Here is an 18,606-nt window from a genome sequence, read left to right on the forward strand (position 1 = left end):
CATAGACGATCTGCTGATCGGTCGGCCTAGGAAGAGGGAGCTCTGCTTGTTATTTATTTACGGTTAGCGTTATACCAATCCGTCATTTCTTTGATGGCAGCATCGCCGCCTTGTTTCTTCCAGCTGGCTACGAACTCGTCGAAGTAATCGAGCGGTTTCTCGCCGATAATGATTTTGGCTGCAGCCTCTTGGAACAATCCGCCTTTGTATGATAGCTCGGCGTTTTTCGTTAGCGCCTCGGATGGCGGCATGCCCGCTGTAGGATTCGTGATGCCTTCGTTACGGGAAATTCCGATCGTTTCGATCAGCTTATTAAACGCTTCTTCATTATTGATCTTGACCTTCTGCGCTTCTTCATTGAATCCGTGCATCGTGAAAATATCTTGTCTCCAGAGCAGGTCGGCATCTTCCTTATCGCCCACGTACTTAAGCTCCGTGCCTTCTTTCGTGAACGTCTGACCTTCGATCCCCAGATCGGAGAACAATTGTCCCTCTTCCGAAATCAGCCAATCGAACATGCTAACAATCGCTTCCGGATTTTTCGCATCCTTGTTCACAACGAACGTTTTCAGCACCGACTTCTCTACGCGGCCGACTTCTCCGTCATAGCCGACGCCGTGCGGCGTAGGAATGGCGACAACGTTCGGGTTTTTGTCCGCTAGCAAGGTGTTAAGCTCCTTCTGCCATGGCTCCCATACCCCGAAGACAACGTGGTTCCAAGAACCGACAAGGTCGGACTTAATCTTCTGATCCCAGACCGCTCTTGTATTCGTCAGGAACTCGGCATCGATCAGCTTTTCCTCATACATGGTCCGCAGCAGGCCAAGCGCTTGCTTCATGTTCGGCGTTACGAAGCCTGGCATCACTTCGCCATTAATCAGCGTGTTCGAATCGAGATTGACGCCGTACATGCCGAAGATGTTGTCGGCCCATTCGAACTTCTCGCGGCTAGAGAACGGAATCTCGTCCTGCTTGCCATTGCCGTTCGGATCTTTGTCCCGGAACGCTCTTAGCATGTCGAGGAATTCATCGGATGTCTTAGGCGCTTGCAGACCGAGCTTATCCATCCAATCCTTGCGGACGAAGATGACGCGTTCTGCCGGCGCATTGCCTTGAGCAACTTGCGGAATGGCCAAGATTTTACCGTTAAGGGTCACGGCATCCCATGCGGATTGCGGTGTATTTTTCAATAGGTTTTGTCCGTATTTCTCAAGATACGGCTTAAGATCGAGAGCAAGGTCGTTCGTGACGAGCTCCGAGTTCTCGATGCCCCATACCATATGTACGTCAGGAAGGTCGCCGGAAGCGAACTTAAGGCGCAGCTGTTCCATGTAATTTTCATGCGGCAGGAACGTAATGTCGAGATTCGTGTTCGTCTTCTCTGCAAGATATTTAACCGTCGGTAGATCCATCGACTTGCCTGGCGGAATTTGACGGGCATGGTTCGATACGAAGATGCTGATCTTAGCCGGATCGGCCGCTTGTGACGGAGCATCCGTCGTATTCGCCGCAGGCGATGAGTTCGGGGAAGCAGTAGCTCCCGTATTATTGCCGTCATTGTTCGTATTACCGCATGCTGAAGCGATCAAGGTAAATACGGTGATGCCTACTGCCAGTAATTTTCTCTTATTCGATTGTTTCACTTTGGTTGACCCTCCCTAATAGTGTCATTCTTAAATATGGCTGTGCATCGCACGTTTAGCAAGCATCACCTCCTGGGCGAGATGTACGTCTATCGCTACTCTTTCACCGAGCCGAGCAAAGCGCCTTTGATGAAATGCTTCTGCAGGAACGGGTAGATGACGATAATCGGAATCGTCGCCACGACGATCGTAGCCATTTGCAGCCCTTGCGGCGTAATCGCCGACGACAGCTCCGTGACGGACTGGCCTCCCGCAGAATCCATATCAAATTGAGAGATAAGCTTGTACAAGTACAGCTGCAGCGGCTGCTTCTCCCGATCGGTAATGTAGAGCAGTGGACCCAGGTAATTATTCCAGTGTCCTACAGCGTAAAACAAAATTAAAGTCACATTTATTGGCATCGACAGCGGCGTTACGATCCGCCATAGAATGCGATATTCGGACATGCCGTCCACTCTCGCGGCTTCGAACAGCTCCTCCGGTATCGACCTGATGAAGGTGATGCAAAGCATCATATTAAAAGCGCTTAACGCGCTCGGAACGATCAATGCCCAAATGCTGTTCAGCATGTTAAGATCCTTAATCAGCAGGTACATCGGTACCATCGGCGCTTGGAATATCATCGTGAAAATAATGAAGAGCAATATGTACTTGCGTCCGCCAAGCCATGTCTTGGACAGCGGATACGAGGTGATCAGCGTCATCACCATATTAAATGCCGTGCCGACAAGTACGATAACAACGGTAACGCCGAACGATTTCCAGAACACGCTATTTTGGATAACGAACTTATAGTTCTCCACATTCAGTCCGACGGGCCACAGCTTTACTTCCGAATGCGTTATCGCTTCATTGGAGCTTAATGAGCCCGCTACCACATGTAGGAGCGGTATCGCGATAGCCAAGCAAAATACGGCAAGTAATACATAGTTGAACGTATCGAAAACAATTTCCCCTGTTGATCTTCTGATTCTCATGTTAGGCCTCCTAGTAAATACCTTCACCTGTTGTCCATCTGCTAATCCGGTTCGCTACAACGAGGAAGATGAATCCGATGACGGACTTGAACAATCCGATTGCCGTTGTAATGCTGTATTGCCCTTGCAAAATTCCGACCCGGTACGTATAAGTATCAAGCACGTCTCCTGTCTCGAATGTCGCCGGATTAAGGAATTGATAGATTTGTTCGAATCCCGAATCCATAATATGCCCGAGCTTGAGCAGCAGCAGAATCATAATGGCTGGAAGCAGACCCGGCAGCGAAATATGAAGGAATTGCTTCCATCTGCTGGCGCCGTCCATCTTGGCTGCTTCATATAAGGAAGGATTGATGCCGGCTAGAGCTGCTATGAAGATAATGGCGTTCCACCCCATCTCCTTCCAAATACCCGATGTAATGATGATCGAACGGAAATACTCGGGCTGCTGCAGGAAGGCGATCGTTTCTCCCGTCTGGGAGTGAATGAACTGATTGACCAATCCGTTCGTCGGCGAGAGCAGCATATAAGTGAGGCCGAATACGATCGTCCAAGACAAGAAATGCGGCAAGTACAGAAGCGTTTGGACGAATCGCTTATAAAACATGTGACGGACTTCATTCAGCATGACGGCTAGCAGAATCGGAAGCGGAAATGCGAATATGACCTGATATAAACTGATAATGAGCGTATTCTTCATCAAGCGGCCGAAGTTCGGATACGTGACGAATTGATGGAACCACTTAAGCCCTACCCACTCGCTTCCCCCGTAACCTTTGAAAATATTGTAGTCTTGGAAAGCGATGAAGCTCCCCATCAGCGGGAAATATTTGAAAAGCAAGAAGAACAAGATGCCCGGCAACAGCATAATGTAAAATGCGCGATGGCGGATGAGATACCTCCAAAACTTGCGTGGAAGGACGGTTGATTGCTGCGGAACGGTTGTCATTTTGTGCCTCCTGTGTTGGCTTGTTTTTAATTTAAGCTAAGTATAGAACGGGGCATCCCACCCAACAATGTGAGCAGAATTCGATTTACTGCAGTAATCGTACGAATTAAAAAAACGGCGGTTATGCCGACCTTGTCACAAGATGTGACGAGGCCGGCATAACCGCCGTACGCATGATGGCTTCTATTGCGTTTTCTATTTTGACTGAGCAATCTTCAATATTTCCTCAACAACAACATCCGGTTTGTAATGATGGATATAATGGGAGGAATCCGGCACGATGATCTGCTTTCCCTCAGACGACCACTCCGGGAATGCCGCTTGGCTATCGATCCAGAGCTTATCGTTAGCAAACTGTCCAAAGTAGTCTGCCGATAAGACCGTAAGCGGAAAGTCGAACGTCTCTTTATCCTTTAGAATGGTTTCGGCATTCCGACGGCTTTGACGAATTTCGTCTGTCATGTCCCGGTTCCCCAGCAGCAGCAAGGTAGACTTGCGATCCAACTCTGTCAGTTCCTGCGGGAGCAGCTTCAATGCGTTGCGCTGGTCGTTGGCATTGTCTTGGAAACGATCGAACCTATACAACGCACGAATGAGTCCGGTCTTGAGAGCGAGGCGCTGGACGATAGGAATGATGGTTAAGGCAGAGCTTGCCTTGTAATATTCCGGACTGCCGCTGTCGATCATCACGATCCCTTTTACTTCGTCTGGGAATCGCTGTGCGTAACGGATGATCTCCAGTGCGCCGAGTGAATGGCCGACCAGCACATAAGGAGGCTGTTGTCCGGACTGTCTCAGCACCTCGTGCATTTCGTCCGTTATGCTGTCAATGTCCCTTTTCCTGCCCGTCGTGTCGCTATATCCGTAGCCGAACCTGTCGTATACGGCGAGTTGGACATGGCCGCGAAGTCCTTCGTAGAGCGGATAGAAGTCGGAGTACGGATTCGCCGTCCCCCAGCCCGAGGCGAATACGACCGTCGTATCCCCCGCTCCATCCGCATAAAGGTGCATCCGACGATTGAACACGTCGTACACGTTGCCCGTAGGCGAATAATCCGACCGATCATGCCGTTCTCCGTACCTTTGATATACGGCTCCAACTACTGCTAATAGAAATAGTAGAGCTATTCCATATAAAGCTATACTCCTTACCCGTCTCCACATCGTCGCGTTTCCCCCTAATAGTCGTCCGTCTTGCATTGGATTTATTTCCCTTTCCTTATTCTACTTGGAAATATCGCTATTCGGTTCGCTTAACGAATTTTTCACAAAAAAATCCCCTGCCGACGAGCTCATCAGCTGGGGAACGTATGCAACCTTTTCCATTATGTTTCGAAACCTTCCGCCCGGTACTCGATTCGCCCCTCAGCGGACGAGCCGAACGGCGAGACCAGCAGATCGCTCATCAAGTCGAAGCTGGCGTCTGCCTTGGAGCGCAGCGGAACAAGCTTTCTCATCTTCGCCGGCAGAAGTTCCGGGCACTCGGACGTGCAGACGACGACGATGCTGTCAGGGCTGCGATAGCGTAACGCCCGCAACGCGACGAATTCGTTGAATACGACAAGAGACTTGTCCGAATGCCGCTCGATAAAGGACCGCAACACTTCCTCCTCGCTCGTTGCCAAGAGCATGCTTGAATCATCCAGCCCGAATGCATCACGGAGCGACTGTTCATAGGGTACATTCKAAAGCTGCTCATGTATGAGGGCTAAGGGCTCCCCGGGCAGCATTCGATTATTCAGGATCTCCGATATTCCTTGCAGATCCGGCATCACTTCGCGAAACAAAGGGTCGTTGATCCGGCCATCGACGAGCACCAAAGGCGACCCGTATTGAAGATGGCTGGAGATCGCATGAAACGAATGCGCGACGGCATCGATTAGAAACACACCGTCCAGCTTTCTCTCCGCGATTATATCAAGGCTCGGCTCAGACGGATCGAGCTGCGATACAAGCAGATGGTAACCTTTCTCCCTGCATCTCCGCTCCAGCCGGTCGAGATATGCCCCGTAGCTGACCGTCTTCGGAACGATGGCATCGTTAGGACTGACGATGAGGACGCCGAGGACGTTCGTTTTGCCGAGTGATAGCGCCTTGGCCGTCAGGTTCTGAACGTACTTCAACTTGCTGGCGGCTTGGAATACCCGCTGTCTCGTTTCTTCGGGAATCGTTTGCTTGCTTACATTGTTAAGAACGTAACTGACCGTAGCGACAGAGACGCCCGCTTCTTTGGCAACGTCCCTCAACGTCGTTTTTTTCATCGTATTAGAACCGCCTTATCCGAATTATAAGCTCAGCTAATCATAAATCCCGCATTGGAAAAATGTCAATTCGAGCAGTTGACAGTCAATTGGGCTTCCCCTATACTAAGCTTAACTTAACCGGTTAAGTAACAATCGAATCACGCTATAATCGCAATAGAAAGGACGTAACGCATGTCTAATTCCGTTCAAACGTCGCAATTGATTGTTCTTCCGGGGATCCGTGCTTCCCGTCTAGGCAACGAAAGAGAAATTTACGTTTATTTGCCCGCCGGATATGAAGAAAAGGCGGACGCCCGTTATCCCGTGCTGTACATGCACGTCGGACAGCATGTGTTCGAGCCGCGGAAGCAATCCGGCGAATCCTGGGCGATGCACCGGATTGCGGATCGCTTGATCGCCGACGGCTTGATCCGGCCGATCATCATCGTTGCCGTCGAGCATAAATTCGAAGATGGAACAAGCGAATATTTCCATGACCTTTGCGCATATCCGATTCGCTGCACAGGGAAGCAATACGAGCACTTTCTGGTGAAAGAACTCAAGCCAATGATAGACGGCCGTTTCCGAACGTTAACCGACGCTGCCCATACCGCGCTGATGGGATCTTCCGCAGCCGGTATCGCGACTTACAATATCGGCCTGCGCAATCCGAACGTATTCGGCCTGCTTGGCATCCTGTCCCCTTTCTTCATTCAAGTTGAACCGAGTACGCTGAAGGAAAATCCGCAATATCGGTTGTATCCGTACAACGAAGGACAAAAATTATGGTTGGATATCGGCGGCGCGGAAGGTTTCTTCATGCCTGTCCATGTTCAGGCGGCAGCCGAGGCTATGCTGAACGAGGGCTGGAAGCAGGGCGAGGAGCTTTATTACTTCCAAGACAAGGAAGCCGCCCATTCCGAATGGGACTGGGGCCGGAGGGCGCATATGCCGCTGCTTCATTTCTTCGGCGGCAAAGGCGTTGCCACAAGCGTGGCGCTTGAGGGTCCTGATCTTGTTGGCATTGTCGGCCCGACTACCTATGCCAATGCGGTGGTTACGCTGGGTAGCGGGCTGCGGTTCAGCGACTTGTCCGGCCGCTATCGCTCGTTGCAGCCTCAAATCATGGACGTTGCTCCCAATGGGCGGCTGCTGCCCAAACAACCGGGGAGCGCGACGGTCGTATACGAGTACGACGGCTTACAAACATCCAAGCCGTATACCGTAACGGAACAATTATCGGAAACCGTAACGATTGAGTTGGAAGTTCGCGTACCGCCTTCCACGCCGGAAGACGCAGAAATCTTTGCGACCTTCGGAATCCCCAAGCTTGAGAAGGGCTTATACGGAGGGGCGATCCGGTTGCCGCGAAATCTGGTTTTCGACTTCCTCATCACGAGGGGGTACGAGAAAGAAGAAGTCGATGAGGAGTTCAGGCCGATTCCGTATAGACGGCTCGTAGCGGACGCCGACAAAAAAGTCAGCTATACCGTCAATAACTGGATAGACTTAAACCCCGTCAACATAGGAAAGGAGCAATAATGATGAACGTACATTCTCGAATAGAGACGATCACCTCCTTCCATTCCGTTTGCTTAAACAACGATAGAGATGTTTTCGTTTATTTGCCTCCGGGCTACGACCAGGAACCGGAAGCATCGTATCCGGTTATGTACGTGCATGACGGACAGAACGTATTTGCCAAAGCGTTCAACGGGCAGACGTGGAATCTTCGCGTTATATGCGACCAATTGATTTCCGAGCGGCGTATCGAGAAGCTGGTCGTCGTCGCGGTATCCAACATGGGCATTGCCAGAAACAGCGAATTTGCACACAACGGACCGTTCGCCGCCGAGCTGGACTATCCATGCTGCGGCGAATTGTATGAACGTTTCTTGGTCGAGGAGTTAAAGCCCTATATCGACCGTACGTACCGGACGAAACGGGAAAGCCGGCATACGGCGCTCATGGGCTCGTCCAGAGGAGGACTCGTCACGTATCATATCGGCTTTCGCCGTCCCGACGTGTTCGGCATGCTGGCCATGCTCTCTCCTTATTTCGCCCAATACGACGAAGAGAAGATGCAGCATAGCCCCATCGCGCTGCGATTCGAGAAGAAACAGCCGCTTAAGCTTTGGATCGATGTCGGCGGCATGGAAGGGATGACCGTGCTGGCTGCCCATGTAAGAAGCATGGCGGAACATTTCATCCAGCTCGGATACCGTTCGGGAGACGACTTGCACTTCTGTTACGAGCCGACCGCAGAGCATAACGAAGCCGCATGGGAATCAAGAGTCCACGGCCCTTTGATTGGTTTCTTCGGCGACAAAGGCGCCCCCGCGGCCGTCCTATTGATTGGCGACGAGCTTGCAGCCCTCAGCGGGGCAAAGAGCTGTCTGTATCCGATCGTTCAATATGAAAGCGGTTTAAATATCGTCGATCTTCATGCAGCATTCAGCGTCATACCGAGAGAAGGTGTCCGAATTACTCCCCAGGGAACCATTCTCGCTGCCAAAACAGGCCGTTATCACGTGGAGTACCGCCGATTCGGCCTAAAGAGCGAGCATCTCCTTGCGGTGATCGACGAGCTGCCTCCGCAAGTAACAGTGGAGCTTAAGGTCGTCGTACCGGCGGACACTCCACAAGGCGCCAAGATTCATGCCGGAGTTGAGCTCCAGAGAACCGGCCGTCAAATCTATAGAAGACGCTTCTCCCTTCCTAGAGGCACGGGATATTCATTCCGTATCTGCGATTATTCGGGTATGCAGGAGACGGATGCCGGAGGCGCCGAATTGCCGAAGCGCAGATTCATTGCGAATGAAAATCTGAAGATCCGGTACGAAGTGAAAGGCTGGGTTCAAGGAAATACCCTATAAGACAAAAACAATCGGAGGAATGACCATGAAGTGGAATCTATCGGCCCGCACGGGAGCAAGGCTCGCGCTTTGCAGCTTATCGTTATCTCTCGTCCTTACTGCCGCATGCTCCAATCAAACCGGGCAGGAACGCTCGAAATCCAATAACGATGCGCCGCAAGGCCAGTTCGATCTGAAATTCGAGAAGCTGGATACGGAGCTGACGCCCGAACCCGGCGCGAAGCTGTTAGTCTGGGAGAGCAAGGAAGCAAGGCCGTTCGTAGAAGCGATTATGAAACAATTCACGGAAATTTACGGCGTGGAAGTGACGATGCAGGAGCTCGGCACCATGGATCAGATCGGCAAGTTCGAGTTGGATGGCCCAGCCGGCCTGGCCGCCGACGTCATTACGACCTCGCAGGATCATCTTGGCAAAGCGGCAAGCGCCGGACTTATTTTGCCTAACGACGAATTCGAAGCGGTAACGAAAGCCGAGCACGAGGAAGTCGCGATCGCGACCGCATCCTATAAGGATAAGCTGTACGGCTATCCCATTAAGGTCATGACTTACGCGATGTTCTATAACAAGGACTTGATTAGCGAACCTCCGGCTACGATGGAAGAGGTAATCGAGTATGCCAAAACGTTCAACGATACCGCAAAAAATAAATACGCGTTCATGTTCGATGCGCCCTTCTTCTACTTCAGCTACCCGTTCATCGGCTCTACCGGCGGCTATATATTCGGCAAAAACGGCACCGACGCGGGAGACATCGGTCTTAACAACGACGGCGCCATAAAAGGCATGGAAACGTTCGCGTCGCTGCGCAAGGAGGTGCTTCCCGTAACGGCAGGCGATATCGCCAGCGATATCAAAACAACGTTGTTCAGCGAAGGCAGCGTAGCCATGAACGTTACCGGCTCCTGGTTTATCGATACGTTCCGGCAAGCTGGCGTCAACTTCGGCGTTGCACCGATTCCGGCAATCGCGGGCAACGAATCCGTTACGCTTTCCCAAGTCAACTCGTGGTATGTAAGCGCTTATAGCAAATACCCGAACGCAGCCAAACTATTCGCGAGATTCGCTTCCACCCAATCGGCTCAACTGCTTAATTATGAGCTTACGGGCGCCGTTCCTACGCACAAGGAAGCTGCTGCCAACCCCGTTATTCAAGCCGACGAAGTAACGAGCGCATTTTACAAGCAGTTCAGCGGCTCGCACCCGGCCCCGTCCGTTCCCGAGGTTAGCGGCGTTTGGGTTCCGATGGATGCTGCCATGGTCGAAATTTGGGAGGGCAAGGACATCAAGCAAACGCTGGACCGGGCCGTAAAGCAAATCAAGGATGCCATTGCGCTTAACGCCCAGCAGCCGGAACAATCGCCGGAGGCTCCATTCTAACATGCAACCGAACAGCAAACATCGGCTGGCCGCAGCCCTCCTCTCGGCACTGACACCAGGCATCGGGCAATTGTACAACCGGCAATGGATAAAAGGAATGTTGCTCGTCGCCGTAAGCGCGGCGGCGGCAATTTACTTCGGCAGCACCTTGGGGCATGCGGTCTGGGGAATCTCCACGCTCGGGGAAGCCCCTTCCCGCCTCGTCGAGGTCAACGGCAAATCGCAGCATATCGCCGGCGACCATTCGATTAACTTAATGATCGAAAGCTTGATCGTGCTCTTTCTTTTCATGCTGGCCCTGTTCCTATACGCCAGCTCGATTAGGGACGCTTATCGTACCGGTCGTCTACGCGATAACGGATGCTCCCCGTCCGGCTTCAGGCAAACGCTAACGTTTATTCACGACTTCAAGTTCGCGCAGCTGCTGCTGTTCGTTCCGGCAGCGGGCATTCTATTCATTACGATATTGCCGATCGTGTTCATGATTCTGCTCGCTTTCACCAACTATTCCTCGCCGCACCATATTCCGCCGGGCAATCTAGTGGATTGGGTCGGGTTCGACTCGTTCGTGCAGCTTTTTCGGTTGAAAAGCTGGAGCAGTACGTTCGTCGGCGTGCTTGGCTGGACGGTAATATGGGCTGCGGTCGCGACCGTAACGACGTTCGCAAGCGGCTTGATCGTCGCGCTCGTCCTTTCGCAGAAGGAAATCAGGCTGAAAGGGGCATGGAGAACGGCTGTCATCATACCGTACGCCATTCCCCAAATGATCTCTTTGCTGGCGATGAAAATGATGTTTAACGGCAAGTTCGGCCCCATTAACCAGTATCTGTCTTACTTCGGGTTGGGACAGCTGCCTTGGCTGACCGATCCCTATTGGGCTAAGCTCACGGTCATCATCGTTAACATATGGATCGGGATGCCGTTGTCCTTCCTTCTCGTCAGCAGCGTTCTGTCGACGATTCCGGCCGATTTGTACGAAGCCGCGAAGGTCGAAGGCGCCGGACGCTGGCAGCAGGGAAAAATCGTGACGTTCCCGATTCTGCTGTTCGCGATTGCACCGATTATGATCATCCAAACCGCGGGCAATTTCAACAACTTCAACGTCATTTATTTGCTTACGAACGGCGGTCCGTCGAATCCGCAGTACCAATACGCGGGTCATACCGATCTGTTGATTACTTGGCTATACAAGCTAACTCTTAACAACAACATTTACAATATCGCTTCGGCGATCGGCATCATTTTGTTCATCATCATCGCCGGCTTTTCCATATGGAACTATAGACAAACGAAATCGTTCAAGGATGAGGAGATGATTCAATGAGCATGAAAGCAGCGACCAAAATACGCGTATACGCAAGCTATGCTTTTCTGCTCGCCGTCGTCTGCTGGAGCTTGTATCCCGCCGCGTGGGTCGTCATCTCCTCCTTCAAGCCCGGCAAATCGCTCTACAGCGAAACGTTTATTCCGAAAAGCTTGACGCTTGGCCATTATGCGGAATTGTTCCATTCCGAGAGCCTGATGTTCGCAACCTGGTATTTCAACACTTTCAAAGTGGCCGTGTTCAGCATGATCTTCAGCACGCTTCTCGTCACGGTCTCTGCTTATGCTTTGTCTAGATTCCGTTTCCCGTTCAGGAAAGCCTCCTTAACCTTGATGCTCATCCTCGGCATGTTCCCTGGATTTATGAGCATGGTAGCCGTTTATATTCTGCTTATGCAGGTAGGTCTGCTGAATACCCATACGGCGCTGGTCATCGTCTATTCGTTCGGATCGGTCATCTTCAATCTGTTCGTGGCCAAAGGTTTCTTTGATACGCTGCCGAAAGGCATCGAGGAGGCTGCCCGCATCGACGGCGCCAGCAATCTGCGTGTGTTCACGAGCATTATGCTGCCCCTGTCCAAGCCGATGCTGGTATTCGTCGCATTGACCGCCTTTACCGGCGCATGGGTAGACTTTATATTCGCCAGCCTCGTGCTGCGATCCAAGGAAAAATGGACGGTTGCCGTCGGGCTGTACGATATGGTCAATTCATACCAAAACGCCTATTTTACGCTGTTCGCGGCTGGGGCCGTGCTTATCGCGATTCCGATCACGCTGCTGTTCATGTACTTGCAGCGCTACTTTGTCGATGGACTGACGTCCGGATCCAATAAAGGTTAATCGAAAAAAAGGGCTTTCCGTAGAGGTCGACAATCTGACCCCTCGGGAAAGCCCCTCTTTCACTTTAATACCCTAATACTTTCCAAGATGAAATACCTGTCGATGTCGTCGCTTTCGCCGTTACGTTGATCCGGATCTTGTTCGTCGATACCGGCGTGAACGTCGTTGCGTTGTACTGGTCCGCAAGAACGCCAAGCCCCGACGGGCTTGAGACGTTCACCCAAGCCGTACCGTCCCAGTATTGGATCGTATACGATGCCGGCAGGTCGATCCCCCCATTGTCGTCGAACCAATAGACTTGAATGCCGGATATCGTGTAATTTTGCGAGAAATCGTATTGCACCCACTGCGTCGTATTCGGATTGTTCCAGTTGCCGTATACCGGATGGCCGCGATCTGCCGAACTTGTCGGCGCATAGCCGTCATTCAAACCGGCAAGGCTTTCCCAAGTCGATACAAAGGAGGTCGTAGCGACTCCAAGCGGCGCAATGTCGGCGGCTGACGGCGAGCCGCTGAATAAGGTGCTGATCTCCGTACCGCTGAGCGCCCGGCTGTAAATGTTGAAGTCGTCGACCATGCCGTCCAAATACGGATCCGAAAATTGCGATTTGCCGATGTAGTTCGCGGTCGTGCTGCCAAGACTTGAAGGCTTCAAGGTCATGCCCGTATTCGTTGCGGCAAGCGCTCCGTCAACATACAGACGTCCTGTCGTGCCCGTGAGCGTAACGGCAACATGCTTCCAGACGCCAGTCGGCAAAGCAGGCGCGTTAAGCTGCTGCTCCGATCCGTTCCCTCCTGTCGTAATGCCGAATCGCAGTCCCGATCCGCCTGCTCTAGGCGCTAGGAACATATAATTCGTTGTCCCCGTGCCAAAGTCGAAGATGCGCGACCAATCGCTCAAAGTATCCACCTTCACCCATGTCGCAATCGTGAAATCGTTCAAGTTGCTGACGATACCCGCTGGCAGACTGGCATAGGCGTTGCTGCCGTTCAATTCTAGCCCGTTGCCCGTCTTGCCCGCCGACCAAGCTGTTCCGCCCGTTAGCGTCGCATGCTTGCCGTTGCCGGAAGAATCGCTGGCTGCGGTGCCGCTCGTTTCATTAAAGGCGTAGCTTGCGATAACCTCCGGCACCGGAGCAGCCGGATTAACCGTATGCGTAACGGTGTCGTTAGCTGACAAGCTTCCATCGCTTGCGCTCAGCTGGAAGACATAGGTTCCCGCTGCCGTTACGGTAGCCGTTGTATTCAACGCCGCGCTGTTCGCGATGGCAGCCGTTCCAGGTCCGCTTACCAGCGTCCAAGTCGTTGCGACCGTGCCGCTCGGCAATCCATCGTCGCTCACCGTTCCGGCAAGAGCAACCGTTGACGGCAGCGTGAAAGTGCCATTCGAGCCGGCATCAACGACAGGCGCCGTATTCGGAAGCGGCGTGCCTTGCTGCAGCGAAATGTTGTACGTTGCCGCAGTGCCGATATTCAGGGTAATCGTCGCATTGACGTTATTGACCGCATTGACGGAACCAACAGCAACGTTATTAACTAAAATATTATAGCTGCCTGCAGCGAGACCTCTAAAGGTCACTTTTGTCGAGTGGGCTGTGCCCGGCGTCGAGCTCTTGAGCGTGAAATTAACCGCATTTTTCGCCTTCGCAACCGTTGCCGTCGTATATTTGTCCCGCTCCAGCTCCATACCGAATTTCTCGGTAATGAGGTTCAAGCGTTGGAATACGCCATCCTTCGGCACGACTGTGTAGGTTGTGCTGGTGTTCGCTACTTCGCAGCCGTAGCAGTACAGACCGAATATCGGATCGACCGCAACGTCGGAGCTTAGAATCTTGATTGCGCCGAACAAACCGAGGTCAGCCTCGCCGGACATGCCTCTCCAGCCGTTCTGCAGCGGACCGCCGCCGTGACCTAGCGCATTGTAATTGCCTTTCTCCGCTTGGTAAGTCCAGGCTACGGCGCCGATATCTGCCGGGTCGGAGCTGATCTGACCCGAATTGATCGCGCCGATGTTCGCGATCTTGGCCGCATAGGACAATCGCTGCTCCACCTCGGGAGTCGTGGAGTGGAAGCGAATCCAATCGTCCATCGCGTAACCGGCCAATGAAACGGTGTACTGGAAGTTCCACCAGTTCTCGCCCGTAATCGTCACCGGCGAAGTGTAGTAGTACCAGATCGGCATCTGTCCGCGAGCCGCGCGCGTCTTCGTATTGATTTTGCTCTTCATTGTAGTGTTGTTGTTCATCTTGGCGAGGGTATACACGGCTTCTTCGCCGGTGTTGTCGTAGTTGTATTCGGAGCCGTACGGATAGGTCGTATTGGCGAAGTTGTTGTATTTGGTAGCCATTTTGGTAATGATGCTGTTCGCTTGCGTCGTGTAGCCTTCATCCTGAAGCGCCTTGATGATTTCCGGCGTCGTCAGCTCGCCCATAAGCCCCGTATTCCAGTTGTAGGCGACCCCCGATCCATAGAGAGCGTTAAATATGTTATAAGCCCGAAGCAGGTACGTATTTCGCGGATTGTCGTACGTGATCAGATCCGGGTAGAGCTTCGCGATCTTGTACATGCTGAAGTAGGTATTGTAAATATGAGGATAGGCATAACCGCGATACGTAGGCGTATCGTTCGGATCCGGCATGAGGAAGTCGTGAATGAGATAGTCCGTTTGGTGCTCGCCCATCAGGTTCTGCCAGATCGCTACCGTTAAATAGTCGTCGACGGCCTGAACCTCGGAAGCTACAGGTGTCTGAACGTTTTTCTCCGCTAGGAACTGGCCGTGAGTCAAGCCCCAGTCATCACCCCAACCCCAATAGCCATTGAACACGTTGCGCTTGGAATTCGTATTCATCATCCAGTCGTCGAACACTTTATCCCTAAGATCGCCTGGAACATTCCATTGCGTGCTGTTGACCATGAACGTCGAGTGCCGCTGAAGAGCATCGCCGATCGGTTCGATCGCGTAGAACTGCAGCACCGTTTTCTCCCCATTGCCATAGTTCACCGTTACGTTGTTTGGACCGAGCCTGTTCATCTGGATGGAATAAATTTTGTGATTCGTTCCGGTCGTCCCTAACGAGGTGATTGTCGTCTCGGACGGATATTGCGCGACTATCGAGTTAATCGTCTTCGTCGTGTGCAGGTCGAACTTCGCCGTTTGGTCCGTAGGAACCATCATACCCGGCACGACCGTCACGTCAATGAGGCCTTCGCTGTATAGGCGATCCTTTACCTGGTTCTCGCCGGTCACCTTAAAAAACTTGAACGCGTATTTCTTGCTTGCGCCCGGCGGGAGCGTCAGGCTCGTATTCGGCAAATAGCCGCGGTTCGTGCTCTTGATGACATTGGAGTGGATATAGAATACGTTCAGCCCTTCGATCCAGCCGCCTTGGTCCATCGCCCACATGCTGCCCGGATGCTCTTCGACTCTCCAGCGATCCTGATACTCGAAGCCTGCACCCGTGCTGGCATCAGGCACCATGAGCAGCGAAGGACCGATACCGCTTGGACGTCCGACCGTAATGTAGGAGCTGTTATTGCCCACGAAGGAATGCGTCAGTACCCTCGATTCGTAGATTTGCTCGTTGCTTCCGCCCGTCCAGAATTCGTTAAACGGAAGCGGTAGTCCAACATCGCCGAATTCGATCGTTTGCGTGCTCGTGTTCGTCATTTCGAATTCCCATAGGAAATAGTCGCTAACAAGAGAGTACTTATTAACGAGCTTGAAGTTTTTGATCCCGTTCGCGTTTGTTGAATTTTGATACGTAATGGTTGCGGTATTGCCGCTTTGGGCCTGCGTTCTGGCATCGGCGGAGCTTTGGGTCATCGCCGTTTGCCAAGCCCCATTGCCGAGGCGGTATTTGAAAATCAGCTCGCCCAGCCATTGATGGTCTGCCGTATTCTGGTTCGGCGTTACGGTCGGATTCATGACGTATTGGGTGTTGAATGTGTCGCCGACGAGTCTTAAGGAGTTAATCTCGCCATGCGTTCCCGTCGTAATATTGAAGTTGCTGTCGGTTAGCGTGTAGGCAGAAGCGATTTGAGGATAAATAACGATAAATGAAGCGGTTACAAAAAATGACGCTGCAAGTAACATCCATCTCCGGTGAAAGGGCAGGGCTTGATTCCACATAAATAGAGCCTCCTGTATATCGGATTTTTTGTGCAGCATTTGTCCACATCATGGTGTCTGGCTATCGTTTCCATCTGGCGATTGCATGCGCAATGCCATACACGTCACCTCCTCCTAATGACAATGGCTGACCGTATCACCCCCTCTCATGGCTTTTTTGGGCTTACAAAAAACCCCCTACCTCTCAGAGCTTAAGCATGTCGATTGCCTGCTGCCGGAAATAGGGGGTGTCGTTATTCATGGTGACGTATCAATTAGCGGAATGATTCGTCCATACGGTCATCTCGCCAGGCTCTCTGTTCGCCCAGGCGTAATAAGGGATAAAGGTCAGCTCGGTCTTCTCCTGCAACCATTGCGCGTCCGGACGATAGAGCTCTTCCTGCCACGGCGTCGAACTGCGCCGTTCGCCCTGTGCCTTAATGACCTGCATGCCGCCTAACAGCTCTTCTTCGAAGTAAACAGCAGGTTCGCTGGTTGCCGGCAACGATAATTGATAGAGCTGCCCGCCGTTATCCGCTTCTTCCAGACAATAGACGAACGGCCCGCGCTGCAGCGCCACCTTACCTGCCGTCTGACGGATGAGCGGATGACCTTGCATGCGGAGAACGGGCATTTCGAACGAGACTTCGACCGTATCGCCGATACTCCATAATCGGTTCAATCGAATATAACCTTTCTCTATTTCCTTCGCGTCATAGAGGTATTCGGAGCCGTTCACCCGCAGATGCTTAATTCCCCCGCTCCAATCCGGGATGCGCAGCGCGAGCGTGAATGCTGTTGCACGCGGCACCGTAAAGTGAAACGATGCTGCTCCATCCCATGCATAGTCGGAGCGTTGCTCTAGCGTCACAGCACAAGTGCCTAGCTCGAATTGCGCTATACCGCCGATGTATAAATGCGTATAGATCGTCTCATCCTTGACGGTGTAGACGTATTGGCCGAGCGAAGCCAGTAGTCTTGCAATATTAGGAGGACAGCACGCACAGCCAAACCAGCCTTGCCTGCGTGGCTGCACATGATCGTAATTTTTGTTTTTGCCAAGCACGGGCGGATACACCTCAAGCGGATTCACATAAAAAAACTGCTTGCCGTCCCTGGACATCCCGCTGACGACCGTGTTGTACAGCGCCCGTTCCATCACGTTCGCGTATTCGCTGCTCGGCTCGATTTGCAGCATCCGCTGCGCGAAGAAAATGAGTCCGATAGACGCGCATGTCTCGGCGTAAGCGGTATCGCTCGGCAAATCGTAATCCTGCGTAAACGACTCGCCATGCGCCATAGAGCCGATCGCTCCCGTTAAATACATGCGCTTCGCAACGATGCTCGCCCACAGCCTTTTGCAGGCGGCAAGAAGTTCTTCGTCGCCGGTCTCCGCCGCAATATCGGCCATCGCCGTGCACATATAGACGAGACGCACAGCATGACCGACCGCATGATCTTGCTCCTTGACCGGGAGATGGGATTGGCTGTATTCCAGATCGTGAGACATTTGCAGCTGCGGAAAGTGAACCGTCCGGCCGCGCTCTTCCCATTGCTCGTTATAGAAGTTCGGCTTCGCCCCGCGCTGATTCAGAAAGTACCGGCTAAGCTCCAAGTAAGACTGCCGTCCCGTTGCATGATAGAGCTTGACGAGCGCCAGCTCGATTTCCTGATGGCCGTCATATCCGTTCAGCTTGCCAGGCTCGTCTCCGAACACGTTGCCAATATAATCGGCGAACCTGCAAGCCACATCGAGGATCGCCCGTTTGCCCGTCGCATTCGAATACGCGACGGCTGCTTCTATGAGATGGCCCGCGCAGTAGAGCTCATGGCATTCGGCCAGGTTGCTCCAGCGTTGGTCCTTTTCTTTTATCGTAAAGTAAGTATTCACGTAGCCGTCAGGCTGCTGTGCCCGTACAATCAGCTCAACGACGGCATCCGCTAGAGACTCCAATTCCGAATCAGGTTCACTTTCCAACAAATAGGATACAGCCTCCAGCCACTTCGCCACATCACTGTCTTGGAACACCATTCCATAGAACTCGCCCTTCTCCAAGCCTGCGGCGATCTTGAAATTCCGGATCGCATGGCTGGGCTCAGCCTCCGCGACGCGATCATTCAATACCTCCCATTGATAGGGCACAACCACGCTTCGAACAAGCTGTATATAGTCGGACCAGAAGCTGTCCTGTATCGTTACTTTGCGTACGCCCGGTTGAACCGGATCTGAATGCTGCGCTTTCATAGTGGCGATCTCTCCTTTTCTCTC

12 protein-coding genes are annotated in these 18,606 nt (G+C 52.5%); 5 read left to right on the forward strand and 7 right to left on the reverse strand.

Annotated features, from left to right (window positions below):
- Positions 1–53: 53 nt before the first annotated feature.
- From AC1DF0_RS16870 to AC1DF0_RS16890, 5 genes are all read right to left on the reverse strand, one after another.
- A complete protein-coding gene (locus AC1DF0_RS16870; protein WP_477574704.1) occupies positions 54–1,643 on the reverse strand; it encodes an extracellular solute-binding protein in 1,590 nt (529 codons plus the stop codon).
- Between the two features lie 95 nt (positions 1,644–1,738).
- Positions 1,739–2,620, reverse strand: a complete 882-nt coding sequence (locus AC1DF0_RS16875) for a carbohydrate ABC transporter permease (protein ID WP_477574705.1) — start codon at positions 2,618–2,620, stop codon at positions 1,739–1,741.
- A 10-nt stretch (positions 2,621–2,630) separates the two neighbouring features.
- Positions 2,631–3,569 carry an ABC transporter permease gene (locus tag AC1DF0_RS16880; RefSeq protein WP_477574706.1) on the reverse strand — a complete coding sequence of 313 codons (939 nt, stop codon included), beginning with the start codon at positions 3,567–3,569 and terminating at the stop codon, positions 2,631–2,633.
- A 195-nt stretch (positions 3,570–3,764) separates the two neighbouring features.
- Complete coding sequence (locus AC1DF0_RS16885) at positions 3,765–4,733, reverse strand: alpha/beta fold hydrolase (protein ID WP_477574707.1); 969 nt, start codon at positions 4,731–4,733, stop codon at positions 3,765–3,767.
- Between the two features lie 161 nt (positions 4,734–4,894).
- On the reverse strand, positions 4,895–5,830 hold the full coding sequence (locus tag AC1DF0_RS16890; protein ID WP_477574708.1) for a LacI family DNA-binding transcriptional regulator: 936 nt from the start codon (positions 5,828–5,830) through the stop codon (positions 4,895–4,897).
- Between the two features lie 174 nt (positions 5,831–6,004).
- Between AC1DF0_RS16890 and AC1DF0_RS16895 the strand changes: the two genes are divergently transcribed.
- The 5 genes from AC1DF0_RS16895 to AC1DF0_RS16915 are packed head-to-tail and all read left to right on the forward strand — an operon-like array spanning position 6,005 to position 12,229.
- The gene (locus AC1DF0_RS16895; protein WP_477574709.1) at positions 6,005–7,354 is read left to right on the forward strand and encodes an alpha/beta hydrolase; all 1,350 of its coding nucleotides are present in this window, start codon (positions 6,005–6,007) and stop codon (positions 7,352–7,354) included.
- The gene (locus AC1DF0_RS16900; RefSeq protein ID WP_477574710.1) at positions 7,354–8,688 is read left to right on the forward strand and encodes an alpha/beta hydrolase; all 1,335 of its coding nucleotides are present in this window, start codon (positions 7,354–7,356) and stop codon (positions 8,686–8,688) included. Before AC1DF0_RS16895 ends, AC1DF0_RS16900 begins: the two co-directional genes overlap by 1 nt.
- Positions 8,689–8,713: 25 nt before the next feature.
- Positions 8,714–10,066 carry a sugar ABC transporter substrate-binding protein gene (locus tag AC1DF0_RS16905; RefSeq protein WP_477574711.1) on the forward strand — a complete coding sequence of 451 codons (1,353 nt, stop codon included), beginning with the start codon at positions 8,714–8,716 and terminating at the stop codon, positions 10,064–10,066.
- Between the two features lies 1 nt (position 10,067).
- The gene (locus AC1DF0_RS16910) at positions 10,068–11,390 is read left to right on the forward strand and encodes a carbohydrate ABC transporter permease (protein WP_442051954.1); all 1,323 of its coding nucleotides are present in this window, start codon (positions 10,068–10,070) and stop codon (positions 11,388–11,390) included.
- Complete coding sequence (locus AC1DF0_RS16915; RefSeq protein ID WP_442051955.1) at positions 11,387–12,229, forward strand: sugar ABC transporter permease; 843 nt, start codon at positions 11,387–11,389, stop codon at positions 12,227–12,229. Before AC1DF0_RS16910 ends, AC1DF0_RS16915 begins: the two co-directional genes overlap by 4 nt.
- Before the next feature lie 64 nt (positions 12,230–12,293).
- Here AC1DF0_RS16915 and AC1DF0_RS16920 read toward each other — a convergent pair whose 3' ends face one another.
- Both AC1DF0_RS16920 and AC1DF0_RS16925 read right to left on the reverse strand, forming a co-directional pair.
- Positions 12,294–16,358, reverse strand: a complete 4,065-nt coding sequence (locus AC1DF0_RS16920; RefSeq protein WP_477574712.1) for a DUF5695 domain-containing protein — start codon at positions 16,356–16,358, stop codon at positions 12,294–12,296.
- Positions 16,359–16,608: 250 nt separating this feature from the next.
- Positions 16,609–18,582 carry a glycoside hydrolase family 127 protein gene (locus tag AC1DF0_RS16925; RefSeq protein WP_442051957.1) on the reverse strand — a complete coding sequence of 658 codons (1,974 nt, stop codon included), beginning with the start codon at positions 18,580–18,582 and terminating at the stop codon, positions 16,609–16,611.
- Positions 18,583–18,606 lie beyond the last annotated feature (24 nt).

It is taken from the genome of Paenibacillus sp. 05T425 (assembly GCF_056396205.1).

Excerpts from the sequence above, each read along its gene's own strand:
- AC1DF0_RS16875 (WP_477574705.1), bottom strand. The coding sequence starts at position 2,620 with ATGAGAATCAGAAGATCAACAGGGGAAATTGTTTTCGATACGTTCAAC.
- AC1DF0_RS16880 (WP_477574706.1), bottom strand. The coding sequence starts at position 3,569 with ATGACAACCGTTCCGCAGCAATCAACCGTCCTTCCACGCAAGTTTTGG.
- AC1DF0_RS16885 (WP_477574707.1), bottom strand. The coding sequence starts at position 4,733 with ATGTGGAGACGGGTAAGGAGTATAGCTTTATATGGAATAGCTCTACTA.
- AC1DF0_RS16895 (WP_477574709.1), top strand. The coding sequence starts at position 6,005 with ATGTCTAATTCCGTTCAAACGTCGCAATTGATTGTTCTTCCGGGGATC.
- AC1DF0_RS16900 (WP_477574710.1), top strand. The coding sequence starts at position 7,354 with ATGATGAACGTACATTCTCGAATAGAGACGATCACCTCCTTCCATTCC.
- AC1DF0_RS16905 (WP_477574711.1), top strand. The coding sequence starts at position 8,714 with ATGAAGTGGAATCTATCGGCCCGCACGGGAGCAAGGCTCGCGCTTTGC.
- AC1DF0_RS16910 (WP_442051954.1), top strand. The coding sequence starts at position 10,068 with ATGCAACCGAACAGCAAACATCGGCTGGCCGCAGCCCTCCTCTCGGCA.
- AC1DF0_RS16915 (WP_442051955.1), top strand. The coding sequence starts at position 11,387 with ATGAGCATGAAAGCAGCGACCAAAATACGCGTATACGCAAGCTATGCT.
- AC1DF0_RS16920 (WP_477574712.1), bottom strand. The coding sequence starts at position 16,358 with ATGTGGAATCAAGCCCTGCCCTTTCACCGGAGATGGATGTTACTTGCA.
- AC1DF0_RS16925 (WP_442051957.1), bottom strand. The coding sequence starts at position 18,582 with ATGAAAGCGCAGCATTCAGATCCGGTTCAACCGGGCGTACGCAAAGTA.